The organism is Rhizobium sp. BK176 (genome assembly GCF_024808055.1).
Map to the genome: position 1 here is coordinate 208,502 of NZ_JANUBV010000005.1, position 18,266 is coordinate 226,767.

Annotated in this window: 18 protein-coding genes; 9 read left to right on the forward strand and 9 right to left on the reverse strand. The window is 59.7% G+C overall.

Translation table 11 applies throughout. The features are described from left to right. Window positions 1-105: 105 nt before the first annotated feature. Together FHT76_RS18280 and FHT76_RS18285 are read left to right on the forward strand one after the other, a co-directional pair. Complete coding sequence (locus tag FHT76_RS18280; protein ID WP_183755526.1) at window positions 106-1,158, forward strand: alpha/beta fold hydrolase; 1,053 nt, start codon at window positions 106-108, stop codon at window positions 1,156-1,158. Window positions 1,159-1,439: 281 nt separating this feature from the next. Further along, a complete protein-coding gene (locus FHT76_RS18285) occupies window positions 1,440-1,856 on the forward strand; it encodes an organic hydroperoxide resistance protein (RefSeq protein ID WP_183861655.1) in 417 nt (138 codons plus the stop codon). 126 nt (window positions 1,857-1,982) lie between these two features. Here the strand turns inward: FHT76_RS18285 and FHT76_RS18290 are convergent, their stop codons facing one another. The 4 genes from FHT76_RS18290 to FHT76_RS18305 all read right to left on the reverse strand — a co-directional run bounded on the left by FHT76_RS18290 (window position 1,983) and on the right by FHT76_RS18305 (window position 6,373). Further along, window positions 1,983-3,305: an ATP-binding protein gene (locus FHT76_RS18290; protein ID WP_259127301.1), complete on the reverse strand. Its 1,323-nt coding sequence runs from the start codon at window positions 3,303-3,305 to the stop codon at window positions 1,983-1,985. Further along, window positions 3,305-4,042 (reverse strand): response regulator, encoded by a 738-nt coding sequence (locus FHT76_RS18295; protein ID WP_183861652.1) that lies wholly within the window; start codon window positions 4,040-4,042, stop codon window positions 3,305-3,307. Before FHT76_RS18295 ends, FHT76_RS18290 begins: the two co-directional genes overlap by 1 nt. Window positions 4,043-4,235: 193 nt before the next feature. Then, entirely contained in the window at window positions 4,236-5,285 is a 1,050-nt protein-coding gene (locus FHT76_RS18300) for a nitronate monooxygenase family protein (RefSeq protein WP_183861650.1), read from the reverse strand. A 185-nt stretch (window positions 5,286-5,470) separates the two neighbouring features. Continuing rightward, window positions 5,471-6,373 (reverse strand): universal stress protein, encoded by a 903-nt coding sequence (locus FHT76_RS18305; RefSeq protein ID WP_183861648.1) that lies wholly within the window; start codon window positions 6,371-6,373, stop codon window positions 5,471-5,473. A gap of 244 nt (window positions 6,374-6,617) precedes the next feature. Here FHT76_RS18305 and FHT76_RS18310 point away from each other — a divergent pair, with 244 nt between their 5' ends. Continuing rightward, complete coding sequence (locus FHT76_RS18310; protein ID WP_183755532.1) at window positions 6,618-7,646, forward strand: CorA family divalent cation transporter; 1,029 nt, start codon at window positions 6,618-6,620, stop codon at window positions 7,644-7,646. A 69-nt stretch (window positions 7,647-7,715) separates the two neighbouring features. On the opposite strand, the gene FHT76_RS18315 is transcribed toward FHT76_RS18310, so the two are convergent. Beyond that, a complete protein-coding gene (locus FHT76_RS18315; RefSeq protein WP_183755533.1) occupies window positions 7,716-8,342 on the reverse strand; it encodes a hypothetical protein in 627 nt (208 codons plus the stop codon). Between the two features lie 153 nt (window positions 8,343-8,495). After that, window positions 8,496-9,248 (reverse strand): tryptophan 2,3-dioxygenase family protein, encoded by a 753-nt coding sequence (locus FHT76_RS18320; RefSeq protein ID WP_183861646.1) that lies wholly within the window; start codon window positions 9,246-9,248, stop codon window positions 8,496-8,498. Window positions 9,249-9,374: 126 nt separating this feature from the next. On the opposite strand from FHT76_RS18320, the gene FHT76_RS18325 reads away from it, so the two are divergent. Together FHT76_RS18325 and FHT76_RS18330 are read left to right on the forward strand one after the other, a co-directional pair. Beyond that, window positions 9,375-9,863 carry an Lrp/AsnC family transcriptional regulator gene (locus tag FHT76_RS18325; protein WP_246712589.1) on the forward strand — a complete coding sequence of 163 codons (489 nt, stop codon included), beginning with the start codon at window positions 9,375-9,377 and terminating at the stop codon, window positions 9,861-9,863. A gap of 118 nt (window positions 9,864-9,981) precedes the next feature. After that, a complete protein-coding gene (locus tag FHT76_RS18330; protein ID WP_183861644.1) occupies window positions 9,982-10,476 on the forward strand; it encodes an Rrf2 family transcriptional regulator in 495 nt (164 codons plus the stop codon). Between the two features lie 158 nt (window positions 10,477-10,634). Here FHT76_RS18330 and FHT76_RS18335 read toward each other — a convergent pair whose 3' ends face one another. Then, window positions 10,635-11,681, reverse strand: a complete 1,047-nt coding sequence (locus tag FHT76_RS18335; protein ID WP_259127275.1) for a porin — start codon at window positions 11,679-11,681, stop codon at window positions 10,635-10,637. Window positions 11,682-12,043: 362 nt separating this feature from the next. Beyond that, window positions 12,044-13,111, reverse strand: coding sequence for an NAD/NADP transhydrogenase subunit alpha (locus FHT76_RS18340; protein WP_183861640.1), 1,068 nt, complete (start codon window positions 13,109-13,111; stop codon window positions 12,044-12,046). Between the two features lie 279 nt (window positions 13,112-13,390). On the opposite strand from FHT76_RS18340, the gene FHT76_RS18345 reads away from it, so the two are divergent. The 3 genes from FHT76_RS18345 to FHT76_RS18355 all read left to right on the forward strand — a co-directional run bounded on the left by FHT76_RS18345 (window position 13,391) and on the right by FHT76_RS18355 (window position 16,042). Beyond that, window positions 13,391-15,442 (forward strand): NAD(+) synthase, encoded by a 2,052-nt coding sequence (locus FHT76_RS18345; protein ID WP_183861638.1) that lies wholly within the window; start codon window positions 13,391-13,393, stop codon window positions 15,440-15,442. A 73-nt stretch (window positions 15,443-15,515) separates the two neighbouring features. Further along, a complete protein-coding gene (locus tag FHT76_RS18350) occupies window positions 15,516-15,725 on the forward strand; it encodes a hypothetical protein (protein ID WP_183861636.1) in 210 nt (69 codons plus the stop codon). Between the two features lie 59 nt (window positions 15,726-15,784). Next, the gene (locus FHT76_RS18355; protein ID WP_183755540.1) at window positions 15,785-16,042 is read left to right on the forward strand and encodes a hypothetical protein; all 258 of its coding nucleotides are present in this window, start codon (window positions 15,785-15,787) and stop codon (window positions 16,040-16,042) included. Between the two features lie 9 nt (window positions 16,043-16,051). On the opposite strand, the gene FHT76_RS18360 is transcribed toward FHT76_RS18355, so the two are convergent. After that, the gene (locus FHT76_RS18360) at window positions 16,052-16,954 is read right to left on the reverse strand and encodes a LysR family transcriptional regulator (RefSeq protein WP_183755541.1); all 903 of its coding nucleotides are present in this window, start codon (window positions 16,952-16,954) and stop codon (window positions 16,052-16,054) included. A 135-nt stretch (window positions 16,955-17,089) separates the two neighbouring features. On the opposite strand from FHT76_RS18360, the gene FHT76_RS18365 reads away from it, so the two are divergent. After that, window positions 17,090-18,250, forward strand: coding sequence for an HlyD family secretion protein (locus FHT76_RS18365; RefSeq protein WP_183861634.1), 1,161 nt, complete (start codon window positions 17,090-17,092; stop codon window positions 18,248-18,250). The last annotated feature ends 16 nt before the right edge of the window (window positions 18,251-18,266 follow it).

The window sequence follows — 18,266 nt, forward strand, 5'->3', positions numbered from 1 at the left end:
AGACCGATACCTACATTGGCTTTCAATTCCAGGTATAGGACACACATTTGATACACACAGGTAGTGATTTATGCAGATGTCTTTAACACAGATCGGAGAGCAGTGATGGCAGAGGAAATCAATCAACAAAGACGGCGGTTCGTGGGCGTGGCAGCGCTGACCGTTGCCGCCGCGCAATTTGGCGCAATCGGCACGAGCGTTGCTCAGGCCGCGGCGCCGGCGGCTGCTCGAATCCCCACCATCGCGCCAGGCACCAATACCTCATTTGGCTCGATCAAGCAGATCGACGCAGGTCTGCTCAATGTCGGCTACGCCGAGCTGGGCGCGAGCGACGCGCCTCCTGTCATTCTCCTGCATGGTTGGCCCTACGATATCCATACCTATGTCGATGTTGCACCGCTGATTGCCGCCGCAGGCTATCGCGTCATCGTGCCTTATCTGCGCGGCTACGGCGCAACACGGTTCCTCTCGGACAAGACGATGCGCAACGGCCAGCAGTCGGCGATTGCCGCCGATATCGTTGCGCTCATGGATGCGCTGAAGATCGAAAAGGCGCTGATTGCCGGTTGCGATTGGGGAGCCCGCACGGCCTGCATTATCGCCGCCCTCTGGCCCGAGCGCTGCAAGGCCCTGGTTTCCGTCAGCGGCTATCTCATCGGTAGCCAGGAAGCAAACAAGGCACCCTTGCCGCCGAAGGCGGAGCTTGCCTGGTGGTATCAATTCTACTTCGCCACGGATCGTGGCCGCGCGGGCTATGAGAAGTACCGCAGCGAGTTCGCCAAGTTGATCTGGCAGCTTGCATCGCCGAAATGGAACTTCGATGATGCGACCTTCAATCGCAGCGCTGCCGCATTCGAAAACCCCGATCACGTCGACATTACCATTCACAACTACCGTTGGCGCATCAGCGCGGCCGAGGGTGAGAAGAAGTACGATGAGCTCGAAGCGCGGCTCGCGAAGTTCCCTGTCATCGGCGTACCGACTATTACGCTGGAGGGCGATGCCAACGGTGCCCCCCATCCCGAGCCGGCTGCCTATGCCAAGAAGTTCTCCGGCAAGTACGAGCATCGGCTGATTACCGGCGGCATTGGTCACAATCTGCCACAGGAAGCGCCGCAGGCCTTTGCACAGGCCGTGGTCGACGTCGACCGGCTCTAACCGGTCACCTTGGGGTGGTCGCGGCAAGCGGCTCCCCACATCCCTCCATTCCAGACATTGCACTCGGCGTTGGCGTTTCAATGCACTTTCGCCAGGTCTGGTTTCGAGCGCCCATTGCCTCGCCAAGAAGCGGCCGGGCCGTTCGTATCACATTGTATCGGGATCAGGTTTCCGCGGCAGTTGGCTACATTTTAGCACCGCGACGAAACATTCCAGACACGTGCGGGACGCCATCTGCGTCTCGGCAGCGAGCCGTTCATTCTATCGAAAGGAAGAATATCATGAGCGACAATCAGAAAGTACTCTACACCGGAAAGACGCATACGACCGGCGGCCGCGATGGCGCATCGCGTAGCTCCGACGGCCGCCTCGATGTCAAGCTTTCCTCACCAGGTAGCGCGGGACAAGGAACGAACCCCGAGCAACTGTTCGCCGCCGGTTGGTCCGCCTGCTTCATCGGCGCGATGGGCTTTGCTGCGAAGAGCCTTGCCGTTGCGCTTCCGACCGATCTCGCGGTCGACACCGAAGTTGATCTCTGCAGCAATACAGGCGGTTACGCACTTCAGGCGCGCCTAAACGTCAGCCTGCCCGGCGTCGATCACGAAACTGCTCGCGCGATTGTCGATGCGGCGCATCAAACCTGCCCGTATTCCAAGGCCACGCGCGGCAATATCAACGTCACCATAAACCTCGTCTGACGAGATAAGAAAAACGATGCCCCCGTCAGGCGGGACGTGATGTTGAGAAGCGGCAGCCGCAAAGGGCTGCCGCTTTTTTCTGGTCGAGCAGCATGTCACCGATGTGCGAGGCGGTTCAACCGCCGTTCAGCCGATGGCGATTTCGGCGACGAGGCCGCCGCCGTCGCGATTACGCAACGTCAGCGATCCGCCGATCGCTGTGACCAGTTGGACGGCAATGGCGAGGCCGAGGCCAGTCCCGCCAGTGTCGCGGTTGCGCGATTGCTCGAGACGGAAGAAGGGCTTGAGGACAGCTTCCAATTGATCTTCGGGGATGCCGGGACCGCGATCGAGCACTCTAACGACCACGTCGCTATCGGTACGGCGCAGTACCTCGATCTCGGCGCTGCCACCAAACTTAAGCGCGTTGTCGATGAGATTGGTCAGAACTCGTCTCAAGGCGTGCGGTCGGGTCATGATCGCGCCGCCGCTCATCTCTGTGATCGTCACGTCCTTGCCGGTATCCTGGTAATCGTAGACGAGGCTCTCGATGAACGAAGAAAGGTCAATGCGCGAGGCTTTTTCGACATTGCCATGGGCGCTGCGAGCATAGGCGACGCCTTCCTTGACGAGACGTTCGATCTCGCTGAGATCCTGCATCAGCTTGTCCCTGTCGCCGAAATCCTCGGCCATCTCCGCCCTCAGCTTCATGCGCGTGATCGGCGTTTGCAGATCGTGCGATATTGCCGCGAGGATCTGCACACGTTCCTCCAGATATTGGGCAATGCGCTCGCGCATTGCGTTGAAGGCGGTTGCGGCATAGGCGACTTCCCTCGGTCCCGTTTCGCTGAGGCGAGGGGCTTTCACATTCGGATCGAGCGTATCGGCTGCTTTTGCGAGGTTGACGAGAGGACGAATTGCCTGATGGACCGCAAACCAGCTGCAAAGCACCAGCAAAGCCAACTGCGCGGCCAACACGTAGGGCAGCCAATCGGCCAACGGCATGACGCCATGCGGGTTGATGTCTATCGTCAACGGCGCGCCATCGCTCAGGGTCAGATGTGCCTGGAGCCTCAGGGTGTTGCCGGGAACGGTCTCCACCTCGATGGGATATTTTGCACCGATCGCCGCCCGAACCATGGAAGCGATCTCGGTGGTGCGTGCGTCGAGCGCCGGATTGCCGGGCAGGCCCGCTCCCAGCACGAAACTATAACTGCCTCGATCAAGACGATCGAGCCAATCGGCTCGTTCGTCGGCCGGCAGCCGATCGAGAATGGCGATCGACGTTGCAACGTCGTTTTCGAGCGTGTTGAACATGACGGACTTGGCGGCCGCGTATCGTTCATAAAACAGCACCGTGAACGACATGGTATGCGCGATCGCTACCCCGGCAAGCAGGATAAGAAATAGCCGCGCCCCCAAGGTGCGCGGCCATAGGCGAAATCCATTCAGAAAGGCGTGTGTCGCCATCAGCGGGCCTCGGTGATCTCGATCGGCATGGAGAAGACATAGCCTTCGCTGCGGACAGTCTTGATATAGGTCGGTTCCCGGGCATCGTCGCCAAGACGCTGGCGGACGCGGCTGACGAGAAGATCGATCGAACGGTCAAAGAGCTCGGCGTCGCGGCCCTGTGTCAGGTTAAGCAGCTGATCGCGGTTGAGCACGCGCTGGGGGTGGTCGATGAAGACGCGAAGCAGCCGGTATTCGGCACCGCTGAGGCCGATCACCGTCCCGTCTGAATCGATGAGGTGGCGTGCCGTCGTGTCGAGCTTCCATTGGCCGAAACTCAGCAGTTGGCCGGCTTCCGACACCTGCAGGTTCGGCGGTAGCATGCGCGTGCGTCGAAGGACAGCCTTGACGCGGGCCAACAACTCCCGCGCCGAGAACGGCTTGGCGAGGTAGTCGTCCGCACCCATCTCCAGACCGATGATGCGGTCCATCTCGTCTGTGCGTGCTGTCAGCATGACGATGGGAACAGCCTTGTGTCGTCCGGCACGCAACTCGCGGCTAAGCACGAGGCCGTCGTCGCCCGGCATCATGACATCGAGGATGATCAGATCGACGGAGTTTGCTTCGAGAAAGGAGCGCATGTGCCGCCCGTCAGCGACTGCGGTTACGCGCAGGCCATTCTTCTTCAGGTAGCTCGATACGAGCTCCCTTATTTCGCGATCGTCATCGACGATCAGGATGTGGTCGATGTGCTCCATCGCGCGATCTCCGTGATTTTTCTGCTAGTGACGCCGTTGATGTGTCCGCCGTGTGTTTATCGCCTCATGGCTTGCATGGCGCTGTATCCAGCCAACCTTGAGATACATTTTGATACGATGTCCGCACGTTCATTTCGCCTGGTAAGTAATGGAAATCGCTCACGTCGCCATTGCTGATATGCTTGGCTGGCAGCTACTTGGCAAACAGGCTGTCGATCAGTTCGGTGGTCGAGCCTTGCCAAAGCTCGCCTTCTCCGGTTCCTGCCCACAGCGACAGGAAATCTGCCGAGCCCCTTGCTGCTGACGCGCCACGCAGGTCGCGCGTAAACTTGTTCTGGGCGGGAAACGGCATGACAGCGTCCATCTTCGGCGTCATCTCCTCCATGAAACGGTTCTCGATGCCTCGAGCGAATCGACCGGAGAAGACACGCGTCGTTCGGGTCTGTCGCTTTGGCGCACTGAGTGCCGACCTGTAAGGGGCCGACGTTCCCGCCTCGTGCGCTGCCAGAAAAGCCGTTCCCATCTGAACCGCCTGAGCGCCTGCGACGAGGGCGGCGCGAACGTCCGCAGCGGTCATGATGCCGCCTGCTGCAATCAACGGCACGTGCACCTTTCCCCTACATTGAGCGAGAAGGTCGTGAAGTCGGACTTCCGGATCGGCGGCGTCGGGCTCGAAGATGCCGCGATGGCCGCCGGCCTCGAAGCCTTGCAACGTGATCGCGTCAACATTGCTGTCTTCGAGGGCCCGCGCTTCCTGGAGTGAGGTCGCGGTCCCGATCAGCAGAATGCCGGCTTCTCGTGCGGCTTTCGTATGTTCGGCTGCCAATACGCCGAAGACGAAGCTGAATACAGCTGGCCGGATCTTTAGGACGGCTTCGAACTGGGCGTCGAAATCCTCCTCGAACGGTGCGGAGAACTGTGGGGACGCTAGCCCGAGTTCTGAGCGATAGCCGGCAGTGGCGGCAATCGCTCGCTTCACCGCAGCCGGATCGACCGTTGGAGCGGGGTGGGGAATGAAGAGGTTGATCGCGAAGGGCTTGTTTGTGCGCTGTCGGACCTTGTCGGCAAATTCGACGATCGTGGCGGGATTGGAGTAGGCGGCGCCGACGGAGCCCAGCGCGCCGGCAACCGATGCTGCTACCACCAGTTCCGGCGTTGAGGGGCCGCCAGCCATTGGCGCGACAATAAGGGGATATTTCAATCCGAGCTGGCGAAGGGGTTCGCTGTCGACTTCTGTTGGCACGTCCGATCTCCTTGTCCAGCACTGGGGAATTCGTCGGTTTGGCAGGTTATGCTGTCCGGACAGGCCTGAGGAATGCCGCAGGCTGCCGGTCCGGCGATTATTTGCGCCTATTGTCTTGCTTTCACAAGGAGCTTGACTTCAGCCGCGAGGGCGGAGGAGCGATCGCGGACGGCACGACGCTGGCGCTAGTGGCTCATCAGCAGGGGAACTGTAGCGTGGGAGAGCAGCCGATAGGTGACGCGGCCGAGAAGCAGTTCGAGCAGATAGCCGTGCTTGAAGGCTCCGGTCAGAATGCAGGTGGCATTCACCGATGCACCAAAGTCGAGGATGGTGTTGCCGACCGAGCGGCCTGTTGAGGAGGTCACGACGATCTCCGCATCGAGCCCCATCTGGCGGCAGATTTCCCTGGCGGTGGTTTCGTAGTGCCTGTTCGGCTTGTCGTCGACGCAGAGCACCGTAATGCGGTCGGCAGCGGCAAGCCAGCGCCTGGCGGCGACGATCGTGCGCCGTGCGTGGTCGTGCGGCTTCCAGCCGATCAGCACGTGGTCAAGCAGACGTCCGCGATAACCATTGGCCGGCGGGATGAGCACGAGCTTACCCTCATGGAAGAGGACGTTATGGAAAACATCACGGGCATCGAGATTGCCCCGATAGGGAGTGACGACAAGTGATGCGTTCCGGCAGACGCTGCCCACGCAGCGGCGGAGGTCGCCCTGGTAGTCGCCAAGCACCAGGCTTTGCCGGTGCGGCGCGCTCAGTTTCCATTCGTCGAACAGCTGTTTGACGCGCTCGAACCGCTCGTGCGGCGAGCCTTCGTCCAGGTCCCGCAGCATCTGCAATTCGATTTCCTCGGCTGAGACCAGCATCGCCAGCGGATCGGCGCCGATATGGACGGCGGCGATGCTGTCCTGCACCGCATCAGCCGCATCGTCGGCCAGATCGAGGCAGGACTGTGCCGAGGCGGGATCGGGCAATAGCACAACGATATCGGCATGTTCGGTGAGATCACGAACGTTGCGCGGCACGGCGGCTGGATCAGGCGGGTTGAAGCCTTTTGACCAGTTGCCGTCGGTCGTTGTCGTGATCACTGTGGCCCTCCTTCGTGGATCGGCCTGAAAAATCTACCCCTGGAACAATACGCCAATCTGATCGGTGTTGAAATCGTCTTGGCGCCCAAAGGCGATCTATTTTAAGCGCCAAAGCCAGTGCCGAGACCGGTCGCGACGCCAATTCCGGCGGTCTTGCGCCTTGATTGCGACCTGCTAGAATCTGTTGCGGCAAGCTTTTGTGTTGGCTGCATTTTTTGTTCCCTCTGGCCATGTAGGGCGCGCGATGGAAACGCCAGTTATCCCAAAACTGAGCTACGGCGCGGAACCCGGATTGCGTTTCGCCCTGCTTTTGAACGGCTGTGGCGGTTGCACGCAGTTGGACATTGCTGAGGCGCGGCGATGGAAACCGGAAGACGGGATCATCTGGCTGCATCTCGAGCGTGACCATGCGGCAGCTGCCGATTGGGTCAAGAAGGAAAGCGGCCTCGATAGCTTCGTGACGGAAGCCCTGCTCGAAGAGGAGACGCGACCGCGTGTCGAGCCTGTCGATGACGGCCTGTTGATCATCCTTCGGGGCGTATGTGCGACCGCCCCCGACGAGGAACCGGAGGAGAGGACCGACATCGATCTCGTGCCGCTTCACCTGTGGGTCGACGTCAACAAGGTCATCTCACTTCGAGACAGCGGACATTATATCACGGCACTTCGCGACATCCGCCTCGCCCTCGAGAAGGGCAAGGGTCCACAGCGCACCGGAGACCTGTTGGCGCTGATCGGCGACAAGCTTGTCCGTGACTTGGAGCCGGTGCTCGACTCGATGGACGAGGAAGTGGATGAGCTCGACGACATGATCTTTCACGGTGAGGCTGGCGAGGTGCGCGAGCGTCTCAAGCTACTGCGCCGGCGTTCCGTGCAGCTGCGCCGCTATCTGGCACCGCAGCGCGACGCACTAAACCGCATCGAACACGACGACGCGCCGTGGCTGCTCGAGCGTGACAAGCTGCGGATGCGTGAGGTGATCGACAAGCTGATGCGGTTCATTGAGTACCTCGATGCGATCCGGGACCGCACGGGGATCCTCCACGACGACCTCTCGACAGTGATCAGTGAGCGTATCGCGCGAAATTCCAATCGGCTGGCGGCGCTGGCCGCCCTGCTGCTGCCGCCTAGCGTCGTCGCCGGCCTGTTCGGGATGAATGTCGGAGGTATTCCGGGGGTCAATGACACCTGGGCATTCGTCATCATCGTGGCGTTTGTGACGATCACCTCCATTGCAACGCTTTGGGTGCTTCGACGGATCGGTTGGCTTTAGGCAGTGGTCGCGTCAGGTGCGAATGGCATTGCGGGTTGTGAGCATGCGCCACCCGCAATGCCGCGCCGATCAATTCGATGCAAAGCAGTAGAACAGGCCGTCGCCTCCGGTCCCGTTGAAGGCTTTCACCGTGCAGCCGCCGCGTGTCGGATGCGACGAGTTCCACGATTTGGCTTCCGCCGAGTCGTTCAGTCCCGTCCGGTCGCTATGGCCCACGATCGCGACACCGTCTTCGCCGCCCATCGTCCAATTTCCGCAGGTCTCAGGCGCCGCAGTACCATCAGCCTTTGAACCGGTCAGCATGTCGTGGCGGTTCGGCGTGTCCCCACGGCCGTTGATGACCGCACCTTTCTCGCTAAGCGCGGTCTGTTTGGTCAGGTTGTTCTTGTCGCTGTGCAGGGAGGCCACGTCGTCGGCGATTTTTTCGCCTTTGGCGTTATACCATGGCCCGGAACCGATGCGATCCTTGGCGTTTTCAGCGTCGGTAGACAGATAGGCCTTCCAGGTCTTGCCGGTCGAACCGGCGGCTGTGGCAAGCGTGTTGCAATATGCGTCCGCGCCGGCGAGGCCGCCGAGATCGCCGCCCTTGCCCGGATTTACACTGGTCACGAAGAAACTCATGGCGTTGTCCTGAGCGTAGACTGCGCCGGCCGAAAGGGCCAAAAGGGCCGCGATATAGGCAAACCTGCGTTTCATGGCGTCTCTCCCTGGTTGAATTTCTACCGGGACGAAGGGTATTGCAGGTAAACCTCGGCGTAAAATCGAAATCGCGTGATAGGGCGATCCCCCTTGGTAGGGTCAAGGGGAGGGGCAGGCGCGGTGGGCTGGTTTTGGTACTGTCAGCGCAGTCTATTCCGCGGCCTCTTCCGGGTGGCTGATCGAGCCACGAACGACACCATACTGGCTACCCCAGCGATCGGTCATCGTGCAGCGGATATCCCATAGCTCGGGAAAGAACCGGTGCCGAGCGCCGCCTTCCAGCATTTCGACGGGGCGACCCTTGAGCGATTTGGAGCCAAGGCCGATCGAGCGGTGGATCAGGTAAAGGTGGTTTGCGCGGAATTTCTGGAACAGCTCGTCGAATTCAACCAGGGCCTCCGCGACGACATAGCTGTCCCCGTGGTCGTATTTGCCATCATAGATATCGTCGATCGTCAGATTCCGGCCGTCGAGATAGGCGGCCTGGAAAGCTCGCCAGAGATCGGGTGGCATTCGTAGCAGGAGCTTGAAGCCAGGCGACTCCTGACCGCTGCCGTTGCCGAGCTGAAGCCGGACTTGCTGGTATTCCTTGGGCGACATCGTTTCGAGAAGGTCGAGTTGCGCCGTCATCATCCGCATCAGGCGGTGGACGCGGCCCATCAGCGTCACGACGCGATGCGTGTTTTCCTTCTCCAGATAATCGATGACGTCGACCAGTGAATAGGCAATCAGCTTCATCCAAAGTTCTTCAACCTGGTGGACAATCTGGAATTGCAGCTCATCCGCATTCGCCATCTCCGCCAGGGGCTTCTGACAGCTGAGCAGCCTGTCGCACTGCAGGTAGACGCCGTAGTCGCGCATGTCGGGCGCTTCGATGCGGGCGTAGTAATCTTCCTTGTTCATGAATGCTGCTCCGGAGTGTCGTTGGCCTACAACTATCCAGTCTAGGCGCTTTGACTTGAACATTGGTCCTTTCTGTTATCAAAATGCAGAGATGTGCAGAACGACTGCCAACATAGAAGGCGATTCATGGAACAAATGACACTCGATGCGCTTGATCGAAAGATCATCGGTGCGCTGGAGGCCGATGCCAGGATTTCTTTTGCCGCGCTGGCGGATCATGTCGGTCTCAGCAAAACGCCCTGCTGGAAACGTGTGAAAGCGTTGGAAGATGCGGGCATCATTCGCGGATATGCGGCCCGGCTTGATCCCGCAAAGCTTGGGTTCGGCATCGAAGCCTTCATTCAGGTCTCGATCGATTTCGAAGTGTCGGAGGAGTTTGAGGCCGCGGTCCGCCGGCACCCGCTCATCTGGCGTTGCCACGCAACGACCGGTGAAGCCGACTATCTCCTGCATATCGTCGCGGTCGACATGGCGGCCCTGGACAGGATGCTTCGGGAAGAATTGAGCCGCCTGCCGGGAGTGAGGCGCACGATCACGTCAATGGCAATGCGCGAGATCAAAGGCGAAATCTCGTTCGCCGCTGCGCAAAGCCGCACACAATCGACGAAACGCTGATCGAGCTAGCCTTTCGTTTCAGTCAAGTCGCCGTGATTTCAATTTCTCGTTCTTGACAATGGATTTGCCCGGCAAATATCTGTGGTGACCGGCTTCAGACGCAAGGCCTCAGCACAGCATGATCGACACCCGCTTTTCGACTGCTCTACAGATTGTCATCAGTGTGGCCGTCAACGAAGAGGCAAACCTCCGGACCACAAGCCAATCACTTGCGCAGGGCCTTGATACAAGCGCGAGCTTCGTCCGCAAGCTGTTGCAGCCGCTCAATGAAAGCGGCATTCTCGCCACTGCCCAAGGCGGCAAGGGCGGTATCAACCTAGCGCGACCGCGCGACCAGATATTGCTCAGCGAGATCTATGCTGCCGTGACCGGCGACAAGAAAATCTGGGCAACCCGCCACGATATTCCGCACGAGGGGCTCGTAGGGGAGAATATCGGCGACCTCTCGGAGTTTCTTTGCGATCGGGCAGAACAGGCCGTCGTCGACATGCTGGGTTCAGTGACCATCGATGATAGCGTCGCGGAGCTGCGTCGCCTCGAGGCGAAGAAATCTGTCGACCACGAGCAGCCGGCGGATGCGAGCCTTGCCCCCGATCGTCACGCCGCCGAATAGTTTCACAGAGTGAAAGGGGCGGCCGGGCAGGGAACCCGAGCCACCCCTCCTAACTGATCGGAGGTCAATCTGATCAGAAACTTTCAAGCGCGGCGCCGCGCTGCCACTCCCTGTGACCTTAACCACAGAGAGAGGCGGAAACGCGGCGCCGCTTTTGATTAGAATGCGCGCTGGAGGCGGAAGAAGCCCGTCGTCACGTCGTCGATGTTGTCGCCGTCGAGGTAGTTGACGGTTGCCTTGGCGTAGAAGTTGTCGACGATCTGATAGTCAACCGTCAGACCGACCTTCCAAGCGTCGTTGTCCGAGAAGTCAGCGTCGGTAGCGGCGTTAACTACGCCGTAGCTGCCGTAATACTGAGCGGCCGGGGTGATCTTCAGCTTGTCGGTGGCCTTGATAGCGTATTCTGCGGCAATCGCCCACTCGGAAGCAGAGTAATACGCGCCCGGAGCGGACGCCCAGACGGCTGCGAGACCGAGGGTGCCCGGACCAACGGCAACGGTGCCCATGGCGCGGACAGCGCCGGCTTCGTTGTCGGTGTCGTAACCAGCGGTTACCTGGTAGGAGAAGATGCCTGCCTTGCCGCCGATGCCGATTGCTACGCCGACGTTGTTCGGAACTTCGCCGTTGTAGAACGGGCTGTCTTCCAGCTCGTCGACGCTGATGCCGGCGTAGAAATCCGTGGCTTCATACTGATAACGGATCGAGTTGTGCAGCGTAACCTTGCTGCCGATGTCGTCCGTTTCGCCCGAGAGACCATCGTCCCACCAGCTGTAGAACAGACCGGCGCGGAAGCCGGCGATGTCGATGTAAGCGGAGTCCAGGATCGCGTTCTGATCACGAGCGTTGTCAGCATTGTGCTGCAGAACGATCACGCCTGTGAGCGGGCCGTATTCAGTGTCGCTCTTGGCGGTAAACTGAACCTGGCCGCGGGTCACTGCATCCCAGTCGGACGTACCGCCCCGGTTGCCGCTTACACTGCCGTTGACGGCGTCCGGGCCGGCGTTAACCTGGAAACGGATGTAACCGCTGATCTTCAGGCAGGTTTCGGTGCCGGGGATGTAGAAGTAACCGCTGCCGTAAGCGTCGCACACGCGAACGTATTCAACCGGCTCCGGCTCGGCAGCAACGATGGCGTCAGCGGCCTGGGCGCTCGAGAAGGCAGCCAAAGCCGCCGCCGAGCTCATAAGGATCATCTTAATGTTCATTCTCAGTCCAATCTTCTGTCGATTGGGCACAGGTCATCACTGCCGAAAACCGGCCTCTACCTACCCCAAATTGTTTCGTACAAGCCCTCGCGGGAAACGCGGTACGTCCGCGGCGCCAAATTACATTTCCGATTAAATGTATCAATAATAGATACAGTCAAAATTGAGTTTTGCTGCAAGGCGGAAATTGGGTGTTGCGCAAACGCAACGATCGGCTCTCGCGCAAAAGCATATTTACTACCGCAGGCTATAACCAGTTGTTACTCAACACGTTTTTGTAATGGATGTTATCTGGGCAATAATGCTGCGTCGCAGCATTTCGCCACGGGATTGCGTCCATCCTTTCTTCAACCCTCCCCGAATCACAACGAAGCGTGCCTCGCTGGACTCCTCTCATCGAGAAGGGCGGCCGTGACGGAATCGCCGCCGTCGAGCCTCAACGCGCCGTGCGCGTCGATCAAGTGTTCCAGCAGATTGCTCAGCCCGTCACTGAAGTGGCGGCTCGCCTCGGCAGCTTCCTGGCTCGCAAGCGTCGTGGAACCTATGATTCGAATGCCGAAGATGTCGGTCGTCTCGTCGGCTCTGGTCAGCGCGCAATTCCCGCCAATTTCGGCGGCGAGATCCACAATGACCGTTCCAGGGCTCAACTGTGAGAGCATCTCTTCGTTAAGCAGCACGGGGGCAGAGCGACCGGGATACATTATGTTGGTGGTGATCAGTTGCATCTTCGACAAGGCACCGGAGAGGTCTTGACGAAGCCGCGCAAGTTCTTGCTCTGAAGAGGTGCCGAGAAATTTAGCGCCAAGCCGCTCGATCTTTGCCTGCGAATCCTTCGCGAGGCCAAAGCCATAGGTTAGGGCGCCGAGGCGACGTGCAGTCGCCAGTGCCTGCAGGCTTGCTGGGTCGCTGCCCAAGGCGGCCATTTTAACCGGCCGCACGAAGCTTCCGTCAGCCAACAGCATCGGATGCGAAATGCCGAACTGCCTCGCCGCCTCCAGGACAGCCGCGTGGCCCGTGATGGCGGCCTGCCTCGAAGAAATATCGGCACCCTTCTGGCCCGACATCCCGGAAAGCCGGGCGATGTCGAGATGGAGCGGCTGTTGCCTGGCTAGCGGGACGGCGACCTGGCCCGGTTTCGAGCCAAGGAAAAGCAGAACCGCTGCCGCTGGGAAAACTCGCGCGGCGATTGGCTGCCGCACGCTCACGAATAGATCCGAAGAGGACGCCATCTCGGCAAAATCGGCGGGCTCTGCGCCGGCAGCAATGTAGCCGTCGTCTGAATGGCCGGCGCCAACGCCGCAGCCGGGCTCGAAACGAAATGATATGCGCTCGGAAAGGCGCCCAACGTCATCCGGCGTCAACGCAACGCGGCGCTCACCGGGATGTGTTTCCCGAAGCAACCCGGCACGGACTCGGATAAGCTTAGACATTCATCGCTCTGAAAGAAGGGTAAACAGGGACTGTGGGCGCGCGAGCGATATAGTCTGTCTATTCCATAGTTTTATGACAGTTTCGTAATTTTATTTTGGGCAGTTTCGATCATTTTTCCCCGCGCGCAACTACTGATAAGTCTTTCATTTTATTGCATACTGTGTGCAGCTTGCATGAGTAACTTCGAATAAGGTTGCTCGCGGTGCGAGCGCAGGTTTTGCCCGGAAGCATTTGGATGTAATGGTCAGTCATTGGGCGCGTGGATGCTGGAGGCATTGGTGAATTTCTATTCGGTTTATGATCAGGGTTTTGTCCGCGTGGCCGCCTGCACGCCGAACTGCGAAATCGGCGATCCAGACTTTAACGCGCAAGCAACATTGGAACTGGCCCGTCAGGGACATGCCGCGGGCGTTGGCCTCATGGTGTTTCCCGAACTTGGAATCTCCAGCTACTCGATCGATGACCTGCTGGGGCAGGATGCCCTGCTCAAGGGCGTGGACGCGGCAATAGCCGAGATCGCCCGGTCAAGCCGCGATCTTACACCTGTTCTTCTCGTTGGCGCTCCGCTGCAGACTGGCGGTCGGCTCTACAACTGCGCCGTCGCCATTCACGCCGGTCGTATTCTTGGCGTCGTCCCGAAAATGCACCTGCCGAACTATCGCGAGTTCTACGAAAAACGCTGGTTTGCGTCCGGGCGGGGCGTCCGCGGCGACAGCATTCGCGTCGCCGGCGAGACTGTACCTTTCGGAACCGATCTGATCTTTGCAGCCGAGGATATGGATGATTTCGTTCTCCATATCGAGATCTGCGAAGATCTTTGGGCACCGGCGCCTCCGAGCGATTTTGGCGCACTGGCAGGTGCGACGATTCTCGCCAACCTTTCGGCCAGCAACATCACCGTGGGAAAGGCCGATACACGTAAGCTCCTGTGCTCGGCGCAGTCGGCGCGCAGCCTGTCTGCCTATGTCTATTCGGCAGCGGGCCCCGGCGAATCGACGACGGACCTCGCATGGGATGGTCAGGCCTGCATCTACGAACTCGGTACTATGCTTGCTGAAACCGATCGTTTCCCGATGTCATCGCAGATGTGCGTGGCGGATATCGATGTCGAGAGATTGCGGCTGGAGCGGCTGCGGACCGGGACCTTCAATGATGCGGCGACGCTCAATCTGACCGCCGAACGAGCGTTCCGGCGTGTGGCTTTCCAGTTCAAGAAGCCGAAGGGCGATATCGGCCTGAAGCGCGACGTTGCCCGCTTCCCGTTCGTGCCGGCGGATGAAAGCCGTCTTGACCAGGATTGCTATGAAACCTTCAACATCCAGGTTCAGGGGCTGATGAAGCGGCTGCGTTCTACCGGCGTCAAGCGGCTTTGCATCGGCATTTCGGGCGGTCTCGATTCCACGCATGCGTTGCTCGTGGCGGCCCGTGCCTTCGATCAGCTTGGCTGGCCGCGCTCTGACATTCTCTGCTTCACCATGCCGGGATTTGCGACAGGTGACGCCACCAAGTCGAACGCCTGGGCGCTGATGCGCAGCATAGGCGTCACGGCGGAGGAAGTGGACATAAAGCCGTTGGCCCTTCAATTGCTCAAGGACCTGAAGCATCCGTTTGCAGGCGGCAAGCCGGTCTACGATACGACGTTCGAAAACGTTCAGGCTGGTCTGCGGACAGACTTTCTGTTCCGTGCCGCGAACCAGCGCAGTGCACTGGTGCTCGGAACCGGAGACCTGTCGGAAATCGGGCTCGGCTGGTCCACCTATGGCGTTGGCGACCAGATGAGCCATTACAACGTCAACGCATCGGTGCCGAAGACATTGATCCAGCATCTGATCCGCTGGGTTATTCGCTCCGGAGATTTCGACGCCGAAGCAAACGCGACATTGGAAAGCATCCTTGGCACGCTGATTTCGCCGGAGCTGGTCCCTGCCGATGAGAATGGCGTCATGCAGAGCACGGAGGACAAAATCGGACCCTACGATCTGCATGACTTTGCACTTTACTACACGACGCGTTTCGGCCTGCGTCCTTCGAAGATCGCCTTCCTTGCCTACAATGCCTGGCGCGATGCCGAGGCCGGAATCTGGCCGCCACACTTTCCCGCCGACAAGCGCCGCAGTTTTGATCTGCCTGTCATCAAGCACTGGATGGAGGTTTTCCTTTTCCGGTTCTTCACGATCAGCCAGTTCAAGCGGTCGGCATCGCCAAACGGCCCGAAAGTGACGTCGGGCGGTTCGCTGTCGCCGCGTGGCGATTGGCGCGCGCCGTCCGACGGCAACGCACGGATATGGCTGAAGGAATTGAAGGCCAACGTTCCTGAGATAAAAGGGTAGGGCGAACGCGCCTTGCAAAAGCCATTCGTCGCGGCAGATATGATCGAGAAGAACACTGAGGCCGCGGTGAAACGTGACAGATGAAACTTGTGCCCCTGATGATCTGCCTCGCTACGAGATTCGCCAGGAACCACGTGGCGGGTGGACGATTGTCGACACATTGACCTCCTTGCCGGCGGCAACGGACGGCAGGGACTTCGTTGGCCTCAGCAAGAGGGATGCGGAGGACATCGCCCGTGAACTGAACCTCAGCGCAGCCGAGGGCCGTGATCCCCTGATCTGATCTGACCTCTCAGGGAACTTGCCGAACACCGGCCGCGTTTCGGTGCCAGAGGTGCGACGATGACCGCCAATGACAACAGGCCGGACGACCATTCCACCGAACGGCACACCGCCTACGAAGCGCAGGAAAGGGCTCTGTCGAGAGAAGGGCGCAGTCTTTCTGCCTGGGCGTTGCTAATCGCGGTTGTCTTCGTGGTCGCGGTGATCGTCGTGGCATTCAGCGTTTGGACGGGCGGCGGCACCAGCCCGGCGCCGAGAGCGCCGGCAGGAGCCAGCAGCCCCAGCGCTGCTCCACCGCCGACGCAAAACACGAACTGAGCTAACCCTTCAGGTCATCCATTTCCGGTGCTCTGCAAAACGCTCAACGAGCAGGTCGAGGAAGAGTCGGACCTTCGTTGGCAGGTGATTGCGGTTCGGATAGATGGCATTGATGCTGAATTCGACGGCACGATAGTCGGTCATCATTCGAACGAAACTTCCCGAGGCAATGTCATCGAACACCACGAAGCTCGGAGCCAGGAAAATGCCCTGGCCGGTTGCCGTGAGGTGCCGAAGCGTCTCGGCGCTGTTCGATACGATGTTGCCGCCGATCCTCATGCTCACCTGCGCGCCATCGGTGTCTTCAAAGCGCCACTCGTCTCCATAGGGGTAGTAGGTATACTGAAGGCAGTTGTGGTTGGCCAAATCAGCCGGCACCTGCGGCATCGGGTGGTTTTCAAGATAGCTTGGCGAGCATACGAGGATGTGCCTCCACGGTGTCAGCTTCCTGACAATGAGGCTCGAATCCGGCGGCGGCACGGTGCGGATCGCTAGATCGCAACCTTCCTCGACCATATCGATCATCCGTTCCCCGACACTCAGGTCGAGGGCGACCGAAGGGTAAAGCTCAAGAAACTCGCTTACAACGGGCAGCAGAAAGCGGACGATCGCGGCGCTGGTATAGACCTTGAGCGTGCCGCGCGGTGTCGAACTCATCGCACCGGCGGTGCCGTCGGCTTCCTCGAGATCGGCGAGGATCTGGGCCGAGCGCTCATAGTAATATTTGCCGGTTTCCGTGAGGCTGACCTTGCGCGTCGTACGATTCAGCAACCTGACACCCAGCCTGTCTTCCAGCGACTGAACGTGATTCCCGACCATAGTGACGGACATATTGAGACGACGAGCCGCCGCGGAAAAGCCGCCGCATTCCACCACGCGACCAAACACTGCAAGGCTTGTCAGCCGGTCCATTGCATCTCCCCGATTATCCGCTCTGAGTTGATGATCCTTCCCGATTTAAGCAGATTATCAGAACGCACGCGACAGCGCATATCCGTCTCATCGAATTGAACCTCGCCCAGCGAGGCAAAGTACTGGAGAAGGACAATGGTCGAATTACCTCGCAAGGTAGCGTTCGAAGTTACCGGCGACGCTGACGTCGCAAAGGTCGCCGAAGCGCCACTCGCCCCGAAGGCGGACGTCCCCGGCTCACCTGCAGGCAAGAAAAGCCGCAAAGCATTCAAGCGGACGATCATTGCCACTGCGCTCCTGGCCGGCGTCGCCCTGATGGTTGACTACGGCCATCACTATTGGACCGTCGGTCGCTTCATCGAATCCACCGACGATGCCTATGTGAAAGCCGACTATACGACCGTTGCGCCGAAGGTCTCAGGGTATGTCGCCGAAGTCCTCGTCAACGACAACGATACGGTGAAGGCTGGCCAGGTTCTCGCCAAGATAGATGATCGCGATCAGCAGGCTGCGCTGTCGCAAGCCAGGGCGGATGTAAAGGCAGCCACAGCAGCCATTACCAATCTCGATGCGCAAATCGAACTGCAGCAGTCGATCATTGGCCAGGCGAAGGCCACGATCGATGCATCGCAGGCAACGCTGGATTTCGCCCGTTCTGACGCGGCTCGCTCGCAGCGGTTGATCACCAATGGCGCCGGCACGCAATCGCGGGCGGAACAGAGTCGGGCGGTTCATGACCAGGCGCAAGCGGCGGTCGAACGAGACCAGGCGGCATTGGTCGCGGCGGAGAGGAAAGTCCCCGTGCTGGAGACACAGCGCGACCAAGCCGCTGCTCAGCGCGATCGCGCTGCTGCCGCCCAGCACCAGGCTGAGCTCAACCTGTCCTACACTCAGATCATCGCTCCCGTTGACGGCACCGTCGGCGCGCGCACCATTCGGGTCGGGCAGTTCGTGACGTCGGGCACACAGCTTATGGCGGTTGTGCCGCTGCATTCCGTCTATGTGGTTGCGAACTTCAAGGAAACCCAACTAACCCATGTCCGCGCCGGCCAGCCTGTCGAGGTCAAAGTCGACGGCTTTCCCGACGAGGAAATCAAGGGCCATGTTGACAGCATCTCGCCGGCGAGCGGATTGGAATTTTCTCTCCTGCCTCCGGACAATGCGACCGGCAACTTTACCAAGATCGTTCAGCGCATCCCGGTCAAGATCGTGATCGACGACGAGGGCATGAGCGGGTTGCTGCGTGCGGGAATGTCCGTGGAGCCGGAAATCGACACCAAAGCCGCTGTCAAATAAGTCGCCTGCGTCAGGG